At 38.4% G+C, this 17,637-nt stretch carries 13 protein-coding genes and 1 riboswitch; of the genes, 7 read left to right on the forward strand and 6 right to left on the reverse strand.

Features of this window, described 5'->3' with window-relative positions; genetic code table 11:
• Positions 1 to 49 precede the first annotated feature (49 nt).
• Positions 50 to 2,623: a M14 family zinc carboxypeptidase gene (locus tag MM236_RS05400; RefSeq protein ID WP_241273925.1), complete on the reverse strand. Its 2,574-nt coding sequence runs from the start codon at positions 2,621 to 2,623 to the stop codon at positions 50 to 52.
• 104 nt (positions 2,624 to 2,727) lie between these two features.
• Between MM236_RS05400 and MM236_RS05405 the strand changes: the two genes are divergently transcribed.
• The 3 genes from MM236_RS05405 to MM236_RS05415 are packed head-to-tail and all read left to right on the forward strand — an operon-like array spanning position 2,728 to position 3,352.
• Positions 2,728 to 2,934 (forward strand): PLDc N-terminal domain-containing protein, encoded by a 207-nt coding sequence (locus MM236_RS05405; protein ID WP_241274168.1) that lies wholly within the window; start codon positions 2,728 to 2,730, stop codon positions 2,932 to 2,934.
• Complete coding sequence (locus MM236_RS19685) at positions 2,931 to 3,173, forward strand: PLDc N-terminal domain-containing protein (protein WP_255742340.1); 243 nt, start codon at positions 2,931 to 2,933, stop codon at positions 3,171 to 3,173. Before MM236_RS05405 ends, MM236_RS19685 begins: the two co-directional genes overlap by 4 nt.
• A 5-nt stretch (positions 3,174 to 3,178) precedes the next feature.
• Positions 3,179 to 3,352 (forward strand): PLDc N-terminal domain-containing protein, encoded by a 174-nt coding sequence (locus MM236_RS05415; RefSeq protein WP_241273926.1) that lies wholly within the window; start codon positions 3,179 to 3,181, stop codon positions 3,350 to 3,352.
• Between the two features lie 305 nt (positions 3,353 to 3,657).
• Here MM236_RS05415 and MM236_RS05420 read toward each other — a convergent pair whose 3' ends face one another.
• A complete protein-coding gene (locus MM236_RS05420; protein ID WP_241273927.1) occupies positions 3,658 to 4,569 on the reverse strand; it encodes a TIGR01777 family oxidoreductase in 912 nt (303 codons plus the stop codon).
• Positions 4,570 to 4,706: 137 nt separating this feature from the next.
• Positions 4,707 to 4,773: riboswitch (Fluoride riboswitch) on the forward strand.
• Positions 4,774 to 4,829: 56 nt separating this feature from the next.
• Between MM236_RS05420 and MM236_RS05425 the strand changes: the two genes are divergently transcribed.
• A complete protein-coding gene (locus MM236_RS05425; protein WP_241273928.1) occupies positions 4,830 to 6,116 on the forward strand; it encodes a voltage-gated chloride channel family protein in 1,287 nt (428 codons plus the stop codon).
• A 468-nt stretch (positions 6,117 to 6,584) separates the two neighbouring features.
• On the forward strand, positions 6,585 to 8,342 hold the full coding sequence (gene aspS, locus MM236_RS05430; RefSeq protein WP_241273929.1) for an aspartate--tRNA ligase: 1,758 nt from the start codon (positions 6,585 to 6,587) through the stop codon (positions 8,340 to 8,342).
• Positions 8,343 to 8,403: 61 nt separating this feature from the next.
• On the opposite strand, the gene MM236_RS05435 is transcribed toward aspS, so the two are convergent.
• Entirely contained in the window at positions 8,404 to 9,075 is a 672-nt protein-coding gene (locus MM236_RS05435; protein WP_241273930.1) for a hypothetical protein, read from the reverse strand.
• Positions 9,076 to 9,224: 149 nt separating this feature from the next.
• Positions 9,225 to 9,908: a lysoplasmalogenase gene (locus tag MM236_RS05440; RefSeq protein WP_241273931.1), complete on the reverse strand. Its 684-nt coding sequence runs from the start codon at positions 9,906 to 9,908 to the stop codon at positions 9,225 to 9,227.
• Positions 9,909 to 10,428: 520 nt separating this feature from the next.
• On the opposite strand from MM236_RS05440, the gene MM236_RS05445 reads away from it, so the two are divergent.
• Both MM236_RS05445 and MM236_RS05450 read left to right on the forward strand, forming a co-directional pair.
• A complete protein-coding gene (locus tag MM236_RS05445; RefSeq protein ID WP_241273932.1) occupies positions 10,429 to 13,806 on the forward strand; it encodes a TonB-dependent receptor in 3,378 nt (1,125 codons plus the stop codon).
• A 140-nt stretch (positions 13,807 to 13,946) separates the two neighbouring features.
• Positions 13,947 to 15,002, forward strand: a complete 1,056-nt coding sequence (locus tag MM236_RS05450) for an aminotransferase class I/II-fold pyridoxal phosphate-dependent enzyme (protein ID WP_241273933.1) — start codon at positions 13,947 to 13,949, stop codon at positions 15,000 to 15,002.
• Between the two features lie 76 nt (positions 15,003 to 15,078).
• Here MM236_RS05450 and MM236_RS05455 read toward each other — a convergent pair whose 3' ends face one another.
• Both MM236_RS05455 and hemH read right to left on the reverse strand, forming a co-directional pair.
• Complete coding sequence (locus tag MM236_RS05455; protein ID WP_241273934.1) at positions 15,079 to 16,281, reverse strand: CynX/NimT family MFS transporter; 1,203 nt, start codon at positions 16,279 to 16,281, stop codon at positions 15,079 to 15,081.
• A gap of 112 nt (positions 16,282 to 16,393) precedes the next feature.
• Positions 16,394 to 17,428 carry a ferrochelatase gene (hemH, locus tag MM236_RS05460; RefSeq protein WP_241273935.1) on the reverse strand — a complete coding sequence of 345 codons (1,035 nt, stop codon included), beginning with the start codon at positions 17,426 to 17,428 and terminating at the stop codon, positions 16,394 to 16,396.
• Positions 17,429 to 17,637 lie beyond the last annotated feature (209 nt).

Below are 17,637 nucleotides of genomic sequence, written 5' to 3' on the forward strand. Positions count from 1 at the left end.
AAACTCTTCTGAATTGATCAAGCCCCGAGGATTCCTCGGGGCTTGTTTGTTATCTTCCAGTTCCTGCTTTGATTGTTTTGCCAAAGAATATGGCATTCAAATAAAGCTTGTTGGTGCCAAACCAGAATGCACGAAAATTCGGGTTGTCAACAAAGCCAATAACTTTGCCCTTGCCTACACTTGATACACTGATAGTGGCAGATTCTCTGATCTGATCTAAGTTGAATGGATGGACATATCCACTTGCCAAAGGCTCTGACGTGTAGATCATGGGGTTGGCATATGGGTTCTCGGAAGGGATCAAAAACTGATTCCCGCTTCTGAAACTGTAAAGTTCTGGTGATTCGTATCCGTATCCTATTGGATGTGTATTGTCTAAGCGGACATTGAAAATTGCACCTCCGGTAACTCTAGCGCCAGTTGCATTGTTGAAGTCAGCATAGGATTTTTGGGTTTCAGATTCCTGTATTGTTTCAGTTTTGAATTTGAATGAACCAATACCATTTTGATCGAGCCAAGCAAGTGAAGTGCCTTGAGCTACCAATGTCCCTCCTGCATTTATCCAACTTTTCAATTTCTCAATACCTTCTTTTCCCAAGTCATTGAAATTTCCATTTGGTGCTAAGATGGTATTGTACCTATTTAAGTCAGAGGAGCCGAGTCTTTGTAAAGACAATAAAGTAACTGGGATCTCAAACCTTTGATCCAGTAAATGCCATATTTCTCCAGCTTCACTACTGGAGACACCACCATCTACCAGAAGTGCTATCTTGGGAGTGTCAAGCACATCTAAGCTAGGTGATCCAAGGTTGATTCCCTTTGTGTTGCTGCTGTTGATAGCATAGATTTCTATTCCTGTTGATTTGGCAACAGCCTGAAGGTCTGCATAGAAATCGTTATCATTCACCTTACTTTGACCTTTGTCGACAAAGATGCTTCCTCTTTTGAATTTCAAGCCATCATTTGACTCAAGCTCTGCATGGCTTACTCTTACGAGATAGCCTTTTTTCAATAATTGATAAGCGGCTTTTGGGGCATAATACTCTCCCCATTCAAAAGCATAAGTTTTTGCACCAGCATCACCATTCACTTTTCCTTCACTCAATTTATGGGATTTGCTGACTTGTTCCACACTTGCCAAATTGAGTATCCGACTGCTCAAAGCTACGTAATTCATATTAAAGGCCATTGGCATGGTCCAAGCTGAGACATCATAAAACAAACTGTCTTGGAAATCAGTCCTAGTTTCAAATATTCCTTTGATCAATCTGTATTGAGGTTGGTTTAGCGGTACGATATAAGCTTTCTCTTTTTTGAATTCAACCCCATTCACAGTGATATCCTCCATCAAGCTGTAAAGATCAATATCATGCTGTAGGATAAGGTCGGCTAAATGATATCCTCTTCCTGCGTCTTCCTGTGTTCCAAAAATGAAAGCTTTATCAGTATCAAGATCTGATTCTGTTTTTGCCTCTTTGTAAAAGTCTTTCAAATAGGTATTTAATTCTTCCCTGAGCTCTTTGGCAGCTTTTATTGAAGATAGTGTAGTGTTGAATTGATTCTTGATGGTAAATTCGAATTTTAGCGGACCGTAGATACTCTCTTGCAAGTGACCACGAGAAGAAGCTTGCTCAAACAAGATTCCTATTGAGCCCTGTACATCTGGGTAAGTTGAGCCTTTTCCGTAGTTGAAATCATCAAAATCCTCCTTGCTGTAATAGAGTGAACCGATGCTATCCAAGGAGTGTGCATGATACCTGCTGATTTTTTCGGTGAGTTCAAAATTCCTTTTTGGAGTCAATGGGTGGTTTCTACTTGGTACACCAGGTTGGAAAAAGTATGTGCTATTTGCTCCCATTTCGTGAAAATCCAATTGAATGTTTGGCAACCAATCTTGAATGACAGCGACCCTATTTCTTGATTCAGGATGTTGGACAGGTAACCAGTCTCTATTAAGGTCAAACCAATAGTGGTTTGTACGACTTCTTGGCCAAGGTTCATTGAGCTCCCTATTCGCTGGATCACCATTAGGTGTAGAGCTTTTGTTTGAATTGACCCAAGAAGCAAATCTATTTACACCATCGGGATTGAGGGATGGGTCGATTAAGATGATCATGTTTTCCAAATCAGGTGCCACATCTTTCGATGCAGCAAAATGATAGGCTGCCAGCAAGGAAGCGTTGACAGCTGAAGCTTCATTTCCATGGACTGAATAGCCAGCATATACCACTACAGGCATATCTTTGGTATTCAGGTTTACGTTTGGAAGTCTCATCTTTTTTCTTTCAGACTTGATTTCCCCGATTTTGGAATGGTTTGAAGGACTCGTAATCGTCAAAGTCAGCTGTGGTCTCATTTCATAAGTTCTGCCGATTACTTCTACTGTAACCCTATCTGATGCAGCAGCGAGGGCATTCATATACATTACAACTTGGTCATAAGATGCATGCCACTCACCTACTTCAAAACCCAATACATCCTTTGGAGTAGGGATATTAGGGTCATAGAAGTGATTGTCAGGAAGGTAATACGAAAGGTCTATTTGAGAATAACCCAACGTAGAATTGAAAAAAAGAAAGATGGTAAAGCATCTTGTTAAGATATTTTGCGGCAATATTTTCATTTTTATTTATTAGTTGGCTGTAGTTTCAAACTATTTTTTGTAGATTCGATTCATTAGAATTTAAGCTTAAATTTCCAAACATGGAATATGTCTCCCCTAGTTCAATGAATTTAATTGTGCCAAATGCAGTTTTCTTTGCATTTGCACTTTATGCTATACTATGGCTGTGGTGTATTGTTGACTTATTAAGATCCGAATTTAAGGATAAATCAGTAAAGATGCTTTGGGTATTACTCTTGATTTTTGCAAATCCATTGGCACCATTTGTTTATGGCCATTTAGCACGCAAACAAAAACTTAGATATAGATGAATTTATTGATAATTGGAGGGGTAGGCGGAGCCGGTCTTTTGATATTTGGTTTTCTAGCCTTTGTGTTCTTTATTTTTTGGGTTGTCACTATAATTGATATAGTTAGATCTAATTTTCAAGATCCGAATATGAAATTGATTTGGATTTTGATAGTCATATTTACAAATCCAATAGGGACTATTATCTATTGGATAATTGCGCCAAATCAAAAGATTAATAATTTTAACAGATTTAATTAAAAGCTATGTTTGGATTAGGAATAATAGGATTATTGATTTACGCATATACTATATATGACGTATTGACAAGAAGGTTTGGTACAGGGAGTGATAAAATTGTTTGGATTTTGGTGGTGTTGTTTTTGCCATTGCTCGGCACTATCCTTTGGTTTCTTTTTGGTAGAAAAGGGACTAGTTGAAATAGGAAATCTAGCAGTGTCTCATCCTGAAATAGATGATAGTTTTCTGTTAACTTCTCAATATTTCCAGTCACGTCTTGAAAATAGTTGACACTTTTTTTATTGATTTTTCTTTATTTTCGCTAGCCATTCAATTGCCCCGTCTGGTCAAAAGTGGATCAGATATTTACCATTGCATTGGGTTGAAACCCAATGTTATTGTCAGTTGCCCTTACAGGGCATATTCTCATTTCTTTGTCAGTACATTACACTCCTGTCTCTTGTCTTGCTTTACACCTCTCGTCTCAAATGAACAGGTTCAATTTTCAGTCCCTTGATCCTCCCTTTGAGAATGTTTTTTCCAGTGCTTCTTCCAGCGTTGGGTATCGGAATTTAAATCCTGCTGCTTCTATTTTTTTTGAACTGACTTTATTTCCTCCCAATACCATTTGTGCCATTTCACCCAGCACTATTTTCAATAAAAATCCAGGCACTCCTATATTGACAAACATTTTGTCAATTTTCTTTGCAGCAATTTCTGTTACTGTTTTGTTAGTAGCTGGTTGTGGACCAACGCCATTGAAAACTCCCGATAAGGTTTCGTTTTCCACAGCGAAAACAAACATCCTTGCTAAATCCTCAATTTGTATCCAACTCATCCATTGCTCTCCCGAACCCAGTGGTGCTGCAACGGGCGGCTTCATCATTTCTTTTAGTGCACCGCCAGCTTTATCAAGCACAATTCCAATTCTCAACATAACGGTTCTCAAACCAAGATCTTCCATTCGTTGACTTTCATTCTCCCAAGCAATCACTACTTGTGACAAAAAATCATTGCCTTTTGGACTGTTTTCTGTGATCAAATTGTCTCCTGTATCAAAACCATAATAGCCAACAGCACTCGCAGCTACGAAGGTTTTTGGCTTTTTCTCTGCTTTGGATATTGCTTCGGAAAGGATTTGGGTGGAGTGGGTACGGCTGTGGAGGATTGCCTGCTTCCGTTTGGCAGTCCAGCGGCTATCTGCTACCCCTTCACCTGCAAGGTGTATGATTGCGTCTGCCCATTCTATGGCATTTTCATCAATTTTCATAGAATCCAAATCCCAAAAAAATGATTTTTGTTCGTATTTGTCTGGGGATCTACTGAGCCAAGCGACCGTATATCCTTTTGTTTCAAGGTGTGCAGTGATTCTTTTTCCTACCAATCCCGACCCTCCAGTTATTAATATGTTTTTCATGACTTTTTGTTTTCTTATGTGCTTAATTAATAAAATCAATTATTAGCGACTTTGTTTAAGAATAGAAGTTAACCATTTCTACCACGGAAAAAAAGCCTTCTCTAATTTAGCTTTAGAAGCATTCTTTTCTATTTTTGTGAAGTATAGGTGATGGGGTTCCACCTTCAACCGCCCATTTTTGGTGCTGATGACTCCTACTTCAACTTTATTTATTTGTCTTCTGTTGCGTTTATTTCTTCAGAAGAATTCATCATTAGCTTATGTTGGAGCAGGTTATGGCACAATTGAAAATCAAAGAGTTTACAAGACAAGAGTTTTTCCCAAGTATCCAATTTACCGCCAAATGGCTTTTTTTGGCCAGTTTGATCGGGTTATTGGCAGGGTCTGCATCCGCAGGTTTTTTGGTTTCGCTTCACTGGGTGACTGAATACAGGGAAGACAACATGTGGATCATTGCGCTTCTTCCTTTGGGGGGATTACTGATCGGCTGGACTTATCACCAATATGGTCAAGACGTAGTAAAAGGCAATAATCAGCTTTTGGAAGAGTTTTACAATCCGCAGAAAACCATCCCCCTTAGGATGGCACCTTTGGTATTGTTAGGAACATTGGTTACACATCTCTTTGGAGGGTCAGCAGGCCGAGAGGGTACTGCTGTTCAGATGGGTGGTGCAATAGCTGACCAATTTACCAAATGGTTTAAATTGACGAAGGAAGATCGAAGAATCATCATCACGATTGGAGTAGCGGCAGGATTTTCTTCAGTTTTCGGTACGCCATTGGCTGGAGCTGTTTTTGCATTGGAGTGGTTGGTAATAGGGAGAGTTCGCTATGAATCGATATTGCCAGCGTTTATTGCAGCCTTTGTGGCACATTATGCCTGTGCAGAGTTTTGGCAAGTACACCATACAGAATATGAAATCCCGTTTGTGCCAAAAGTAGATTTGATCAATTTATTGCTAATTATCCCAGCAGGGATTTGCTTTGGATTAGCAGGAAGGCTGTTTGCCAAGGCAACACACTTTTGGTCAAAAGTTTTTAAAAAATATATTTCTTACCCTCCTTTGAGGCCAGTTGTTGGGGGTGTAATGGTGGCCCTCATCGTCTTCGCAATGGGAACTACCAAATATATTGGCTTAGGTGTTCCAACTATCGTCGATGCTTTTTCCGAGGATTTGCCTTGGTATGATTTCTTGGCAAAAATAGGAATGACTTCATTGACCCTTGGGGCAGGATTTAAGGGAGGAGAAGTGACACCTTTATTCTATACAGGAGCAACTCTCGGCAATGCACTTGCTTATCTGATTCCATTGCCTATAGCACTGTTGGCAGGAATGGGATTTGTGTCAGTATTTTCTGGTGCTACAAATACACCTTTGGCATGCACACTGATGGGAATAGAACTTTTTGGTGCAGAATCAGGGATTTTTATAGGAATAGCATGTGTTACAGCCTATGTTTTCAGCGGACATTCCGGGATTTACAATTCGCAGCTCACAGGATCTTCTAAAGGAAAAAAATTGGGAAAAGAGAGTCAAGAGACTTGAGGTGATTCGGTGGGTTAGAAGCGAGAAGACCAGATATAGGAGACACAAGATGCAATAGTCACGACAGAGAAGTGAGAAGTGTCATTTTCTGTGAGAAATAATTGGAAAATGTAACCTTCGAACCTACGACCCTTCCAATCTTCCAATTTTCCAATCTTTAGAACCAAGTCCAAAGAACAAATACCACCCATATTGCTAGACCTACCCAACCTTCCAACCTTATAACCTTCGAACTAATCTTCCAATTTTTTAATTTTCCAATCTTTAGAACCAAGTCCAAAGAACAAATACCACCCATATTGCTAGACCTACCTAACCTTCCAACTTTGCAGCCTTGCAACCTTCCAACTAATCTCCCAATCTTTTAGCCCCGATAACATTCATGAATTTTGGATATTAACAGCATGGGTTTAGCATACTTCTAAAGTTTGTTTATCTTTGTCCACTTTAATAAAATCAATCTAAATCATGCTTAGATCTCATACTTGTGGAGAGTTACGTCTCACAGATGTCAATACAGAAGTTACGCTTGCCGGCTGGGTTCAGCGCGTTAGAAATAAAGGGGGACTTTTATGGGTGGATCTGCGGGATCGCTATGGAGTCACCCAATTGATTTTTGAGGAAGGTTCTACAGATAAATCACTTTTGGAAAAAGCAGCCTCACTTGGTCGTGAATTTGTTATCCAGGCGAGTGGTAAAGTAATAGAGAGAACTTCCAAAAATGATAAGATTCCAACAGGGGCTATCGAAATAAAGGCAGAAACACTAGAAGTTTTGAACGCTGCGAAAGTACCGCCATTTATCATCGAAGATGAAACAGACGGTGGAGATGAGCTTCGAATGAAATATAGATACCTAGATCTAAGGAGAAATGTAGTTCGTGAGAAGTTACAGTTGAGGCATCGCATGATGCAGGAAACCAGAAAATACATGGATGCTCAAGACTTCATCGAGGTGGAGACTCCAGTATTGATCAAGTCCACGCCCGAAGGAGCAAGGGACTTTGTGGTGCCATCTAGGGTTAATCCAGGGGAGTTTTATGCTTTGCCACAATCTCCACAGACCTTCAAGCAATTGCTGATGGTAAGTGGTTTTGATAGATATTTTCAGATTGTCAAATGCTTCAGGGATGAAGATCTAAGAGCAGATAGACAGCCTGAGTTTACGCAGATAGATTGCGAAATGTCCTTTGTGACACAAGAAGATATCCTCAGGACTTTTGAAGGCTTGGTGAGGCATTTGTTCACCAATGTCAAAGAGGTTCAGTTGGGAGAAGTAGAGAGGATGACATTTGCCGATGCTATGAAGTACTACGGCAATGACAAGCCTGACTTGAGGTTTGACATGAAGTTTGCTGAATTGAATGATGTTGCACAAGGGAAAGGCTTCGCGATTTTTGACCAAGCAGAATTGGTAGTCGGCATCTGTGCCACAGGGGCAGGGGAATATACCAGAAAGCAAATAGATGCATTGACAGAATGGGTCAAAAGACCGCAAATCGGTGCCAAGGGATTGGTTTATGTCAAATGCAATGAGGATGGAACTTACAAATCATCAGTTGATAAATTTTACAATCAAGAAGACCTGAAAGCTTGGGCCGAGAAAGCTGGAGCAAAAGTCGGGGATTTGATTTTGGTATTGTCAGGCGATGCAAAGTCCACCAGAAAACAAATGTCAGAACTCCGTCTAAAAATGGGCGAAGATTTGGGTTTGAAGGATAGAAATGTTTTCAAACCACTTTGGGTTGTTGATTTTCCACTTTTGGAATGGGATGAAGAAACCCAAAGATTCCATGCCATGCATCATCCATTTACCTCTCCAAAGACGGAAGATATTCCATTGTTGGAAACAGACCCAGGGGCAGTTCGAGCAAATGCTTATGACTTGGTCATCAATGGAGTGGAAATCGGTGGAGGTTCCATCAGGATTCACGACCGACCGACCCAACAGTTGATGTTCAAACATCTAGGCTTTACTGAAGAAGAAGCACAGAAGCAATTCGGGTTCTTGATGGAAGCTTTCGAATATGGAGCACCACCACATGGAGGGATTGCATTCGGGTTTGATAGATTCTGCGCTATTTTTGGCGGATCGGATTCTATCAGGGATTACATTGCATTCCCAAAAAACAATTCTGGAAGAGACGTAATGATCGATTCCCCAAGTACCATTGCCGACGAGCAGTTGAAAGAATTGTCTATTCAGGTGGAGTTGAAAAAGGCTTGAGAATTTATTTGAGTAAAAAAAAGAGGAGGGGCTTTATAGCCACTCCTCTTTTGTTATTGGTTTATTGTATTTCTAAGCCTAAAAGAGTATTTGAGGTGCCAGATTTATTGCCTTTGAAAATCAACAATTTATTTCCTTCTAGCGCTATAATTTCATACTCAACCACCCCTTCGTATTTTTCTTTTTTGAAACTTTCATCTTTATTTCTTATGTTAATAAAGATTTTACCATTTCTTTCTTCCAAAGGTTCGTCTAAGTTGAAATTAATTATTTCATTTAAGTCGTTGTAGTTCATTTTCCAACTATTCCTTGAATAGGTCTTTTCCATTTTTAATAACAACTTCTTTCCATCAATCGACTTGCTAATATCAGAAATATTCAAATTGTTTTCTTTATAAATTGTAGCTGAATACATAGAAGTTTTTGAAAAAACAGAATTTTCAATATTTCTATAATTTATGTATAAATGGCTTGCTCCTTTTATTGAAGCCTCACTTTTTAATTTGCGGAGAGCTCTATTGTTTATGGTATTTATAGGAGAAATGGAAAAAACACCTTTAGCTTTTGAAAATATTAAATCCCCTTTTTGAAAGTCTTTAGCTTCCTCTAAATTGTCCAATATTTCGATTTCTTCTGGTGGAGTATATCCTTGAATATTCCAACTTTCTATTTGTGCAACTAATAATTGACTGAAAAAAGTCATGATGATGGTAAATAGGAGTGTTTTTTTCATAATATTTTTGTTTGTTAAATGTTACGGCGATAATAGTTAGGGGGTTGTTATATTAATTGATAATAATTTTGAATTTTTCATTAAGAATTCCTTTACTTCAGAAAGTTTGAAAAAGAAACTATAATTTTACTTTTATAAAAGTAGTTTAATCAATCAACATAATGCGCCCTTATTCCCATTACAATTAATAATTGAGCAAGCAGATAGGTGCCCATGACCAAGACGCCAGATTCGGGAAAGGATTTGAAAAACATATTTAAAGCTAAAATCCCATCAGAAATCATAAAGAATAATGCACCAACAAACACTTGCCAAAAACTGGCAGGGTTTGTTTTTTTGAAGCGCTCTCGGGCAGTTGTCACCATAGTCAATATCACAAGCATATAGATTATCACAGGGATTTTCATTTCTCCCAGATTGGGATTTACTAAATAGTAAACAATGACAGCGGGAAGATATATGGGTAGATTATAAAGAAATAGCCTGATAAAATTCACTTGACCTATTTCAAAAGGCTTTGTTTGGCTCAGCTTGAAGCTAATGACATAACAAATGTGTGCCATCAAAAAAGCGCCAAGCCCATAGAGGAACAGTTGGGGAAATAATAAAAGCACATCGCCCATCCATGAAAAAAGCAATGCACCTACCATTGTTTTTCTCAGAATTGTCCCCGATAAGTTTTTGCTGATTTGATGAAAATAGATGGCAAGAGGGATTATGATCAAAGGTTTTGAGTAGATTCTCATGTTCATATCGCCTTGTGCGGTCAATGCTAGGTCTATAATTCCCGCTATTAAATAAAGGTATAACCAATATATATTTCTGTTTTTCATAAGTCTCTAGAAATTATAATTAGGTCATAGATATGGCCCAATTGAACCTAAAATTAAAAGGTTTTTAAAGAATTCAAGAACAATTGATCTTCAAATTATCTAAGGGGTATGATTAGAGGTTCGATTGACCTCATAGGAGTTCTGCTTCAAGTGAAACTTCTGAAACTACAATGAGTAGTTTTGTTTGAAAAGAGGAGATTAAATTTCAACCTTCAAAACAACTCAAAACTACTTAACATTCCGATAAAGAAAACTTAACACGAGATGAAGGAAACAAACTTAATTTCAAAATAAAGGGTGATTTACTGGGTTTAAACCGTTTGAAATACAAAAAAACGAGAGAAAAGAAAATTTCCTTCTTTTTTCAATGTTAAGAAATTGTTAAGTAATATTGTGAAATAATGTTAAAACTTAACAATTACAAAAAAAAATACTTGTCTAAGTCCTATACATTTGTACTCGGAAAAACTAAGTAAATCCTAAAACTGAAATTTTAAATTTTCCACAAAAAACAAAAATTATGAGGCAATCATTACTTAAGAGTCTATTTGCTTTTGCACTTGTCGTATTTGCGATAGGAACTGCATTAGGGCAAGTAACAACGAGTTCTATTCAAGGAATCGTTTCAGACGCATCTGGAGAAACACTTCCAGGTGCAAATGTCGTTGCTGTACACGAGCCATCTGGCACTCGTTACGGTGCTGTAACCAATTTAGAAGGTAGGTTTTCGTTACCTAATTTAAGAATTGGTGGACCTTACACTATCCAAATTAGTTTTATCGGGTTTAGAACTCAGTCTTACACAGGAATTGTGTTGAAATTGGGTGAGCCATATTCATTAACGGTGAACTTAGATGATGATAGTGAGGATTTGTCAGAAATAATTGTGACAGCATCAAGAACAGGGGATTTCACTTCTTCTAGAACAGGTGCAGCTACAAATATCAGCAATGAACAAGTTAATTCACTTCCAACTATTAATAGAAGTCTTACAGATTTTACAAGGTTGACTCCCCAGTCAAATGGAAATAGTTTTGCAGGACGTGATGGTAGATATAACAATGTTCAAATAGACGGTGCAAATTTTAATAACGGATTTGGGCTTAGTGATGGTTTATTGCCAGGAGGAAGATCCCAGCCAATTTCCCTTGATGCTATTCAAGAGATAACTGTAAATATAGCTCCATATGATGTAAGACAAAGTCAATTTACAGGAGCTGGTGTAAACGCAGTGACAAGAAGCGGGACTAACCAATTTGAAGGTTCTGCATTCGGTTTTTTTAGAAATCAAAATTATAGTGGCAGAAGGGTAGGTGATTTAGAGTTAGATGAACAAAATCAGGCTTCAACAAAAATTATGGGCTTTAGATTAGGTGGACCAATTATTAAAAATAAATTGTTCTTTTTTGTTAATGCAGAGCAAACAATAAATGAGGGAACTAACCCAGGGGCTGTTAATCTTTGGAGACCTTCTCAAGATGGCATTGCAAATCCTGATAATAACATCTCTAGAACCCGTGAATCAGATCTAATTGCAGTTAGAGATCACCTTATCAATACTTGGAATTATGATCCAGGGAGATATCAAGGATATGCAAACGATGCAGGAGACAAAAGCACATCTATATTTGCTAGGCTAGATTGGAATATCAACGAAAAACATAAATTTGCTGCAAGATTTAGTAGCGTAAGAGGAACTCGATCATCACTAGTAAATGGTAATTCTGGCCCAAGACCAAGGTCAGCTGTAAATAGAGTAAGTGACCAGTCCATTGCATTTGAATCAACTCAGTATGGTACTGATGACATTGTAGACTCTTATGCAGTCGAATTGAGCAGTTACTTCTCTCCAAAACTATCAAACCAATTTATCGGAACCTACTCAAAAATTCAAGCAACAAGATCTACTTTTAGCAATAGATTGTTTCCTACAATTGATATTTATACAGATATAGTAAGAGACCCTGTAACTGGTACTCCAACAACTGATGGAACTAATTACATTACAGCTGGTTATGATCCATTTACGTTCGGAAATGATGTCATAAATAACAACTTCAATATTGTTAATAATTTAACCTACGTAGAAGGTAAGCATGAAATAACTGCAGGTGTAGCCTTTGATTCCCAAACTTTCGGAAATCAATTCTTAAGAATCGGAGCTTCCTATTACAGATATGCCTCTGTTGATGATTTTCTTTCAACTGGTACTCCAAATGAAGTAGCCCCAATTATGTTTGGAGTTACTTACCCATATGAAGGTGCTGATACTTATGGCGGAATTACTCTTGGACAAGCTAGTATCTATTTGCAAGATAAAATTAGCATTTCTCCAAAGTTCGAATTAACAGCTGGTTTAAGAGCCGAGGCTCCATTATTCTTGAATCAATTGACTACAAACCAATCAATCGATGACTTGGAGTTCAGGTCAATTGATGGAGGTACGAAAAATTATAAATCAGGAGAATGGCCAAAAACTAGAATAAACCTGAGTCCAAGAGTTGGGTTTAATTATGATGTCTTTGGTGATGGCAAGCTTAAATTAAGAGGTGGTACAGGTATTTTCTACGGTAATATTCCGTTTGTTTGGTTCACAAACATGCCTTCAGGTGCAGGTGGATATCAGAACAATGTAGAGCCTAATAGCTATGGGGAAATTTCTGATTGGATCGGTGGAATAAGATTCAATGAAGACCCATATTTTTGGCCAAACAATCCTCCTGCTGGTTCAGAAGATGTTTTCTTGACAAGCCCTCAGGGAGGAGCTCCAGGAACTATTGCCTTAGTAGATGATGAATTTAAAATGCCAAGTGTTTGGAGAACTAGTTTTGGATCTGATTTCCAAGTTCCAAATACCCCCATCACTCTTACAGGCGATTTGATGTACACACGAGATGTAAATGCAGTTTATCAATTCTTGGCGAATAGAGCAGACGCAACACAATTTTTTAATAATGGAAATGATAATAGAGAATTTTATCCAGGACCTGGTGGAGCACCTAGATTCAACCCCGCAATAGGTCCTAATAATGTGTTTATACTTTCAAATACACAAGAAAAAGGTAACATAGTAAATGCAACTTTTGGTGGAACAATTAATTCAAATAGAGGTTTGTTTGGTTCATTGTTTTACACTTACACTTATGCAGATGAAGTATCGAGTAACCCAGGTTCTTCAGCTAATTCAGCATTTGCAGGTCCAAACATTAATAATCCAAACCAACAAATGCTCTACAATTCCTTCTTTGCTGTTCCTCATAGAGTAGTTGGAAGTTTGTCATATAAGTTGAACTACTTGAATCATGCTTCTACAACTTTCTCTATTTTCTATAATGGAGCACATCAAGGTAGATTTAGCTATAGATACACTAATGATATCAATGGTGATGGTATTAACTCTGATTTGCTATATGTACCAGCCAATGACAGCGAAATAAATTTTGCGGATATTGTTATCGATGGTCAAGTCAGATTTACAGCTGCCCAACAATTGGAAGCTTTCAACGAGTTTGTTGATAACGATCCGCACTTAAGCAAAAGAAGGGGTCAGTATGCTGAAAGGAACGGTAACCTTATCCCTTGGTTAAATAGATTTGACATTAGAATCTTGCAAGACCTATATACAAATATTGGGAGTAGAAAAAACACTCTTCAATTAAGTTTGGATATTATGAATTTTGGCAATATGCTAAATTCTGATTGGGGTATTGCTACTGGATTTAATAATGCTCAAAATTTATTGGTTCCAGCAGGAATTCAACAAAATGGACCTTCAACATTTAGAATGACAACTGTTACTGAAGATGGTCAACTTGCTTTGCCAAAAACTCCATTTAGAGATATTACCACAATTGGAACAACTTGGAACATGCAAATAGGTTTAAGATATATATTCTAATTGTTTAGAATGAAACACCTAATTCTTAAAAACCCTCAAGCAATTGAGGGTTTTTTTTATGCCTTTTTTCTCTTTTTCAAAACCAATTCTTTTTTTGATACCATTTCCATCACATTTTTCTATCTTCATACATTAATTCTATGGAGCCAATTTTTCAAAATAATAAAATCGATCGGACTATCTGGGCTGAGGGTAGAGAATGTCTCTATTTTAGTGGCACTTCCTATTTGGGAATGTCTGCATCTGATGCTTTTGCTTCTTATGTCAATATTGGGATGCAACAATTTGGCCTTTCCCATGGATTGAGTAGGATAAATAATGTCCGACTGAAAATCTACCAGGATTTCGAATTGTTTTTCGCAAAAAATGCCGGGGCTGAAAACGCTTTGGTTTTTAGCAGCGGCTTTCTGGCAGGTCATGCTGCCACTTCATTTTTGGAAAATGAAGTAGATGCGATTTTTATAGCTCCTGATACGCATCCAGCTGTTCTTCCCAATTCCTACAAAAAGCATATTTACCCAAATGCCAAAAGCTGGATCCATGCTTGTCAGGAATTCGATAAGAATAACTTCGGTAAAAAACTTCTGATTCTTGCAAATGCAGTGGATGCTCTTAAGCCTGAAATCCACGATTTTTCTTGGATTGAAGCGCTTTCAGGTAGAAATGAATACATGCTTTTGATTGATGATAGCCATGCTTTTGGAACTACCGGTATTGATATTTTTGGGACATATAGCAAATGGAAAAAACTCCCTGTAGAACTCTTGATTTCTGGGTCTTTAGGGAAGGGCTTGGGAATTCCAGCAGGCATCGTACTGGGAAGCGAAAAGATTATCGAAAAACTCTCCCAACAAGCAATTTTCAGGGGAGCTTCTCCACCACCACCTGCATACCTTTGGGCTTTTTTGAATGCACAAACGCTATATCAAAACCAACATAAAAAATTAAAACACAATATCAGTTTTTTTAAATCCATTGCAAGCGGGCTGAATTTGCAGACTTGTGATCATGACTTTCCTGTCTTTCGACTTTTTGTTGAGGACATTACACAGAGACTCTTGAATAATGACATCGTCATTTCTTCCTTTCCATACCCAAGCCCATCCGACCCAGCTGTCCACAGACTAGTAATCTCTGCTTGGCATGAAGAAAAGGACTTGTTGGACTTGAAAGCCGCTTTGGAAGCTGCTGTTTAACCACAGAGCTCACGAAGGTTTCACCAATGAATAAAATCCTCTCCACAATCTTCCAATCTTCCAATCTTAAAAATTTTTAATCTACCAACCGCCCAATCACTCTGGCCCTTCCACTCTTTATCCCAAAAAATGTAAATAGCAGCGTGCAAACGAGCATCAAGTAGATTAGATGATCCCAATCGCCGAAAATATCGAAAGCAACACCAAACAACAAGGGGCCTAGGGCAGCTAGATAGTAGCCAGCTGACTGAGACATTCCTGATAAGGAGGCAGTCACTTTTTCCGATCCTGTCCTCAATCCTATAAGCGTATAGGCTAAGGAAATACTCGAACCTAAACCCAATCCTACCAACGTCAAACCCACATAATTCACCCAAAGGGTATGAATAAACAAGGAACTGAATCCGATCAGATACATGCTTCCCAATACCAAGATAATCCCAACTTGATCCTTGAACTTGACTGCAATAATTGGAGAAATAAATGTTCCAAGCAAACCCACCACCTGCATCAATGATATCAAAAGTCCAGCTTCTACAGGGCTCAACCCTCTGGAAATCATCATGTCAGGCAGCCAGGCTACCAACGTGAAAAATAGCAGCGACTGAATCCCCATAAATAAACTCACCTGCCATGCCAACCTGGATTTCCAAACATTGATTTTGATTTCATTTGCATGGATATCGATTATTGGTTTAGGGAATTTCGTTTGTGGTGCCCACATAAGGATCCCCATCAAGATCAAAATCCCCCAAGATAAAAGAGAGCCCTGCCATCCAAGATTCAAGTCAATAGCCAATGGGGCACTGATCCCCGAAGCGATCGCTGCCGTTAGTGTCATTCCAGTAGTGTAAGATGCTGTTACGATTCCAATTTTTTGAGGGAGTCTATTTTTGATCAATGGAATCAGAAGCACATTGCAGATCACAATGCCAATTCCAGTCAGTCCTGTCCCAATGTACAACCAATGTGAACCTCCCAAAACCCTTACAATCGATCCTATCAGTAAGATGAATAGCGCCAATAAAATCGCTTGAGAATTACCTAATTTTTTGCCAATAGCGGCTGAAAACAGTGAAAATGTAGCAAAAGTCAACAATGGCAATGTGGTCAAAAAACCAGCCCATCCGTTGGACAAACCAAGGTCTTCTCTGATCAATGGAATCAATGGACCCACAGCAGTGATGGACGGACGGAGGTTGAAAGCAACCAACATAATTCCAAGAAATAGAAATCCAGAATTTTTGTAAAGAGGCTGTGAAGCTTGTTTTGTTGACATGATTTTTATTTGACTCGCAATTTGCAAAAAAATAAGGTTCGTGCGAAGGTTTTTCCTTCATTCACGAACCGTTATTGTTGTTAAGAGCTTTTTGTTAACCGTTGCCGTCTGATTAACTATTCGTCTCTACCAAATCCTTCACACAAGCTACCCAAGTGTCATTTGAATTCAAGCTTGGCACCAAATCCCATTTTTCTCCTCCTAACTCCTCAAATTCTTCTTTGTATTCCTCACCTACTTCTACGGTGGTTTCGAGACAATCTGCTACAAAAGCAGGAGAGAATACAAGCACTTTTTTGATTCCTTTCTCTGCCAATTCTTTGATTACATCTTCTGTGTATGGCTTGATCCAAGGGTCTTTTCCTAGTCTTGATTGAAAGCATGTCATCACCTTTTCTTCAGGAAGACCAAGCTTCGCTGCAAGCAGTCTCGTCGTGTGGAAACACTGTCCCCGATAGCAGAATTGATTTTTCTTGGTGTAGTTGCTACAGCACTTATCAGAAAGCTGACAGTATCCATCGACAGATCCTTTTCGGATTTGTCTTTCAGGGAGTCCATGATAGGAGAAAAGATACATGTCATATTCATCTTTCGCCATCATATCCCTTCCCAACTCAGCCCAAGCTTCCAAAAACAAGGGGTGCTCGACAAAATTGTTGATGAAAGTGATATTTGGAATTATTTGCCATGTTCTGGCTATTTCCATCACCCGGTCGGCCACAGAACCATTTGTAGCAGATGCGTATTGAGGGAAAAGAGGCAATACAATGATTTTTTGAACATTGGCTTTGTTCAGTTTATTTAGCCCATCCTCTATGCTTGGAGTTTGATACCGCATCGCCATTTCTACAATGTATTTCTCAGGATCTAGTTTAGGGATCAGTTTATCTTTCAAGTCTTGCGTGTGGAAAAGCAATGGTGATCCTCTATCCGTCCATAATTTACGGTATTCTTTTGCTGATTTTGGAGCGCGAAAAGGAGCAATGATCAAATTCACCAACATCCATCTCGGAATAAATGGAAAGTCAATCACCCTTCCATCCATCAAAAATTCCCTTAAATATTTTCTAACATCCCCAGTAGCGGTGCTGTCGGGTGTTCCAAGATTTACTAATAGGACGCCTATTTTTGCTTTATTTTTAGTCATAATGAAGGTATATACGAGAAGAATTCTTATTCAGAACCAAAAATACACCCTTTGGTTAGAAATATACCATTGAAAAAGTCAATCTTACTTAGATAGGTCTGATAATTTGAGTTTATGAAGGTTTTTGATACGAAGGCACAAAGAGGATTTATGTCCTACTCCAAGGTCTGTGTTCACATAGACTTTTTTAAGACTATCCCACTAATAGT

The organism is Belliella calami (assembly GCF_022549695.1).
Taxonomy (GTDB): Bacteria; Bacteroidota; Bacteroidia; order Cytophagales; family Cyclobacteriaceae; genus Belliella; species Belliella calami.

Coding starts and splice junctions, on each gene's coding strand:
- MM236_RS05400 (WP_241273925.1), bottom strand. CDS start 2,623: ATGAAAATATTGCCGCAAAATATCTTAACAAGATGCTTTACCATCTTT.
- MM236_RS05405 (WP_241274168.1), top strand. CDS start 2,728: ATGAATTTAATTGTGCCAAATGCAGTTTTCTTTGCATTTGCACTTTAT.
- MM236_RS19685 (WP_255742340.1), top strand. CDS start 2,931: ATGAATTTATTGATAATTGGAGGGGTAGGCGGAGCCGGTCTTTTGATA.
- MM236_RS05415 (WP_241273926.1), top strand. CDS start 3,179: ATGTTTGGATTAGGAATAATAGGATTATTGATTTACGCATATACTATA.
- MM236_RS05420 (WP_241273927.1), bottom strand. CDS start 4,569: ATGAAAAACATATTAATAACTGGAGGGTCGGGATTGGTAGGAAAAAGA.
- MM236_RS05425 (WP_241273928.1), top strand. CDS start 4,830: ATGTTGGAGCAGGTTATGGCACAATTGAAAATCAAAGAGTTTACAAGA.
- aspS (WP_241273929.1), top strand. CDS start 6,585: ATGCTTAGATCTCATACTTGTGGAGAGTTACGTCTCACAGATGTCAAT.
- MM236_RS05435 (WP_241273930.1), bottom strand. CDS start 9,075: ATGAAAAAAACACTCCTATTTACCATCATCATGACTTTTTTCAGTCAA.
- MM236_RS05440 (WP_241273931.1), bottom strand. CDS start 9,908: ATGAAAAACAGAAATATATATTGGTTATACCTTTATTTAATAGCGGGA.
- MM236_RS05445 (WP_241273932.1), top strand. CDS start 10,429: ATGAGGCAATCATTACTTAAGAGTCTATTTGCTTTTGCACTTGTCGTA.
- MM236_RS05450 (WP_241273933.1), top strand. CDS start 13,947: ATGGAGCCAATTTTTCAAAATAATAAAATCGATCGGACTATCTGGGCT.
- MM236_RS05455 (WP_241273934.1), bottom strand. CDS start 16,281: ATGTCAACAAAACAAGCTTCACAGCCTCTTTACAAAAATTCTGGATTT.
- hemH (WP_241273935.1), bottom strand. CDS start 17,428: ATGACTAAAAATAAAGCAAAAATAGGCGTCCTATTAGTAAATCTTGGA.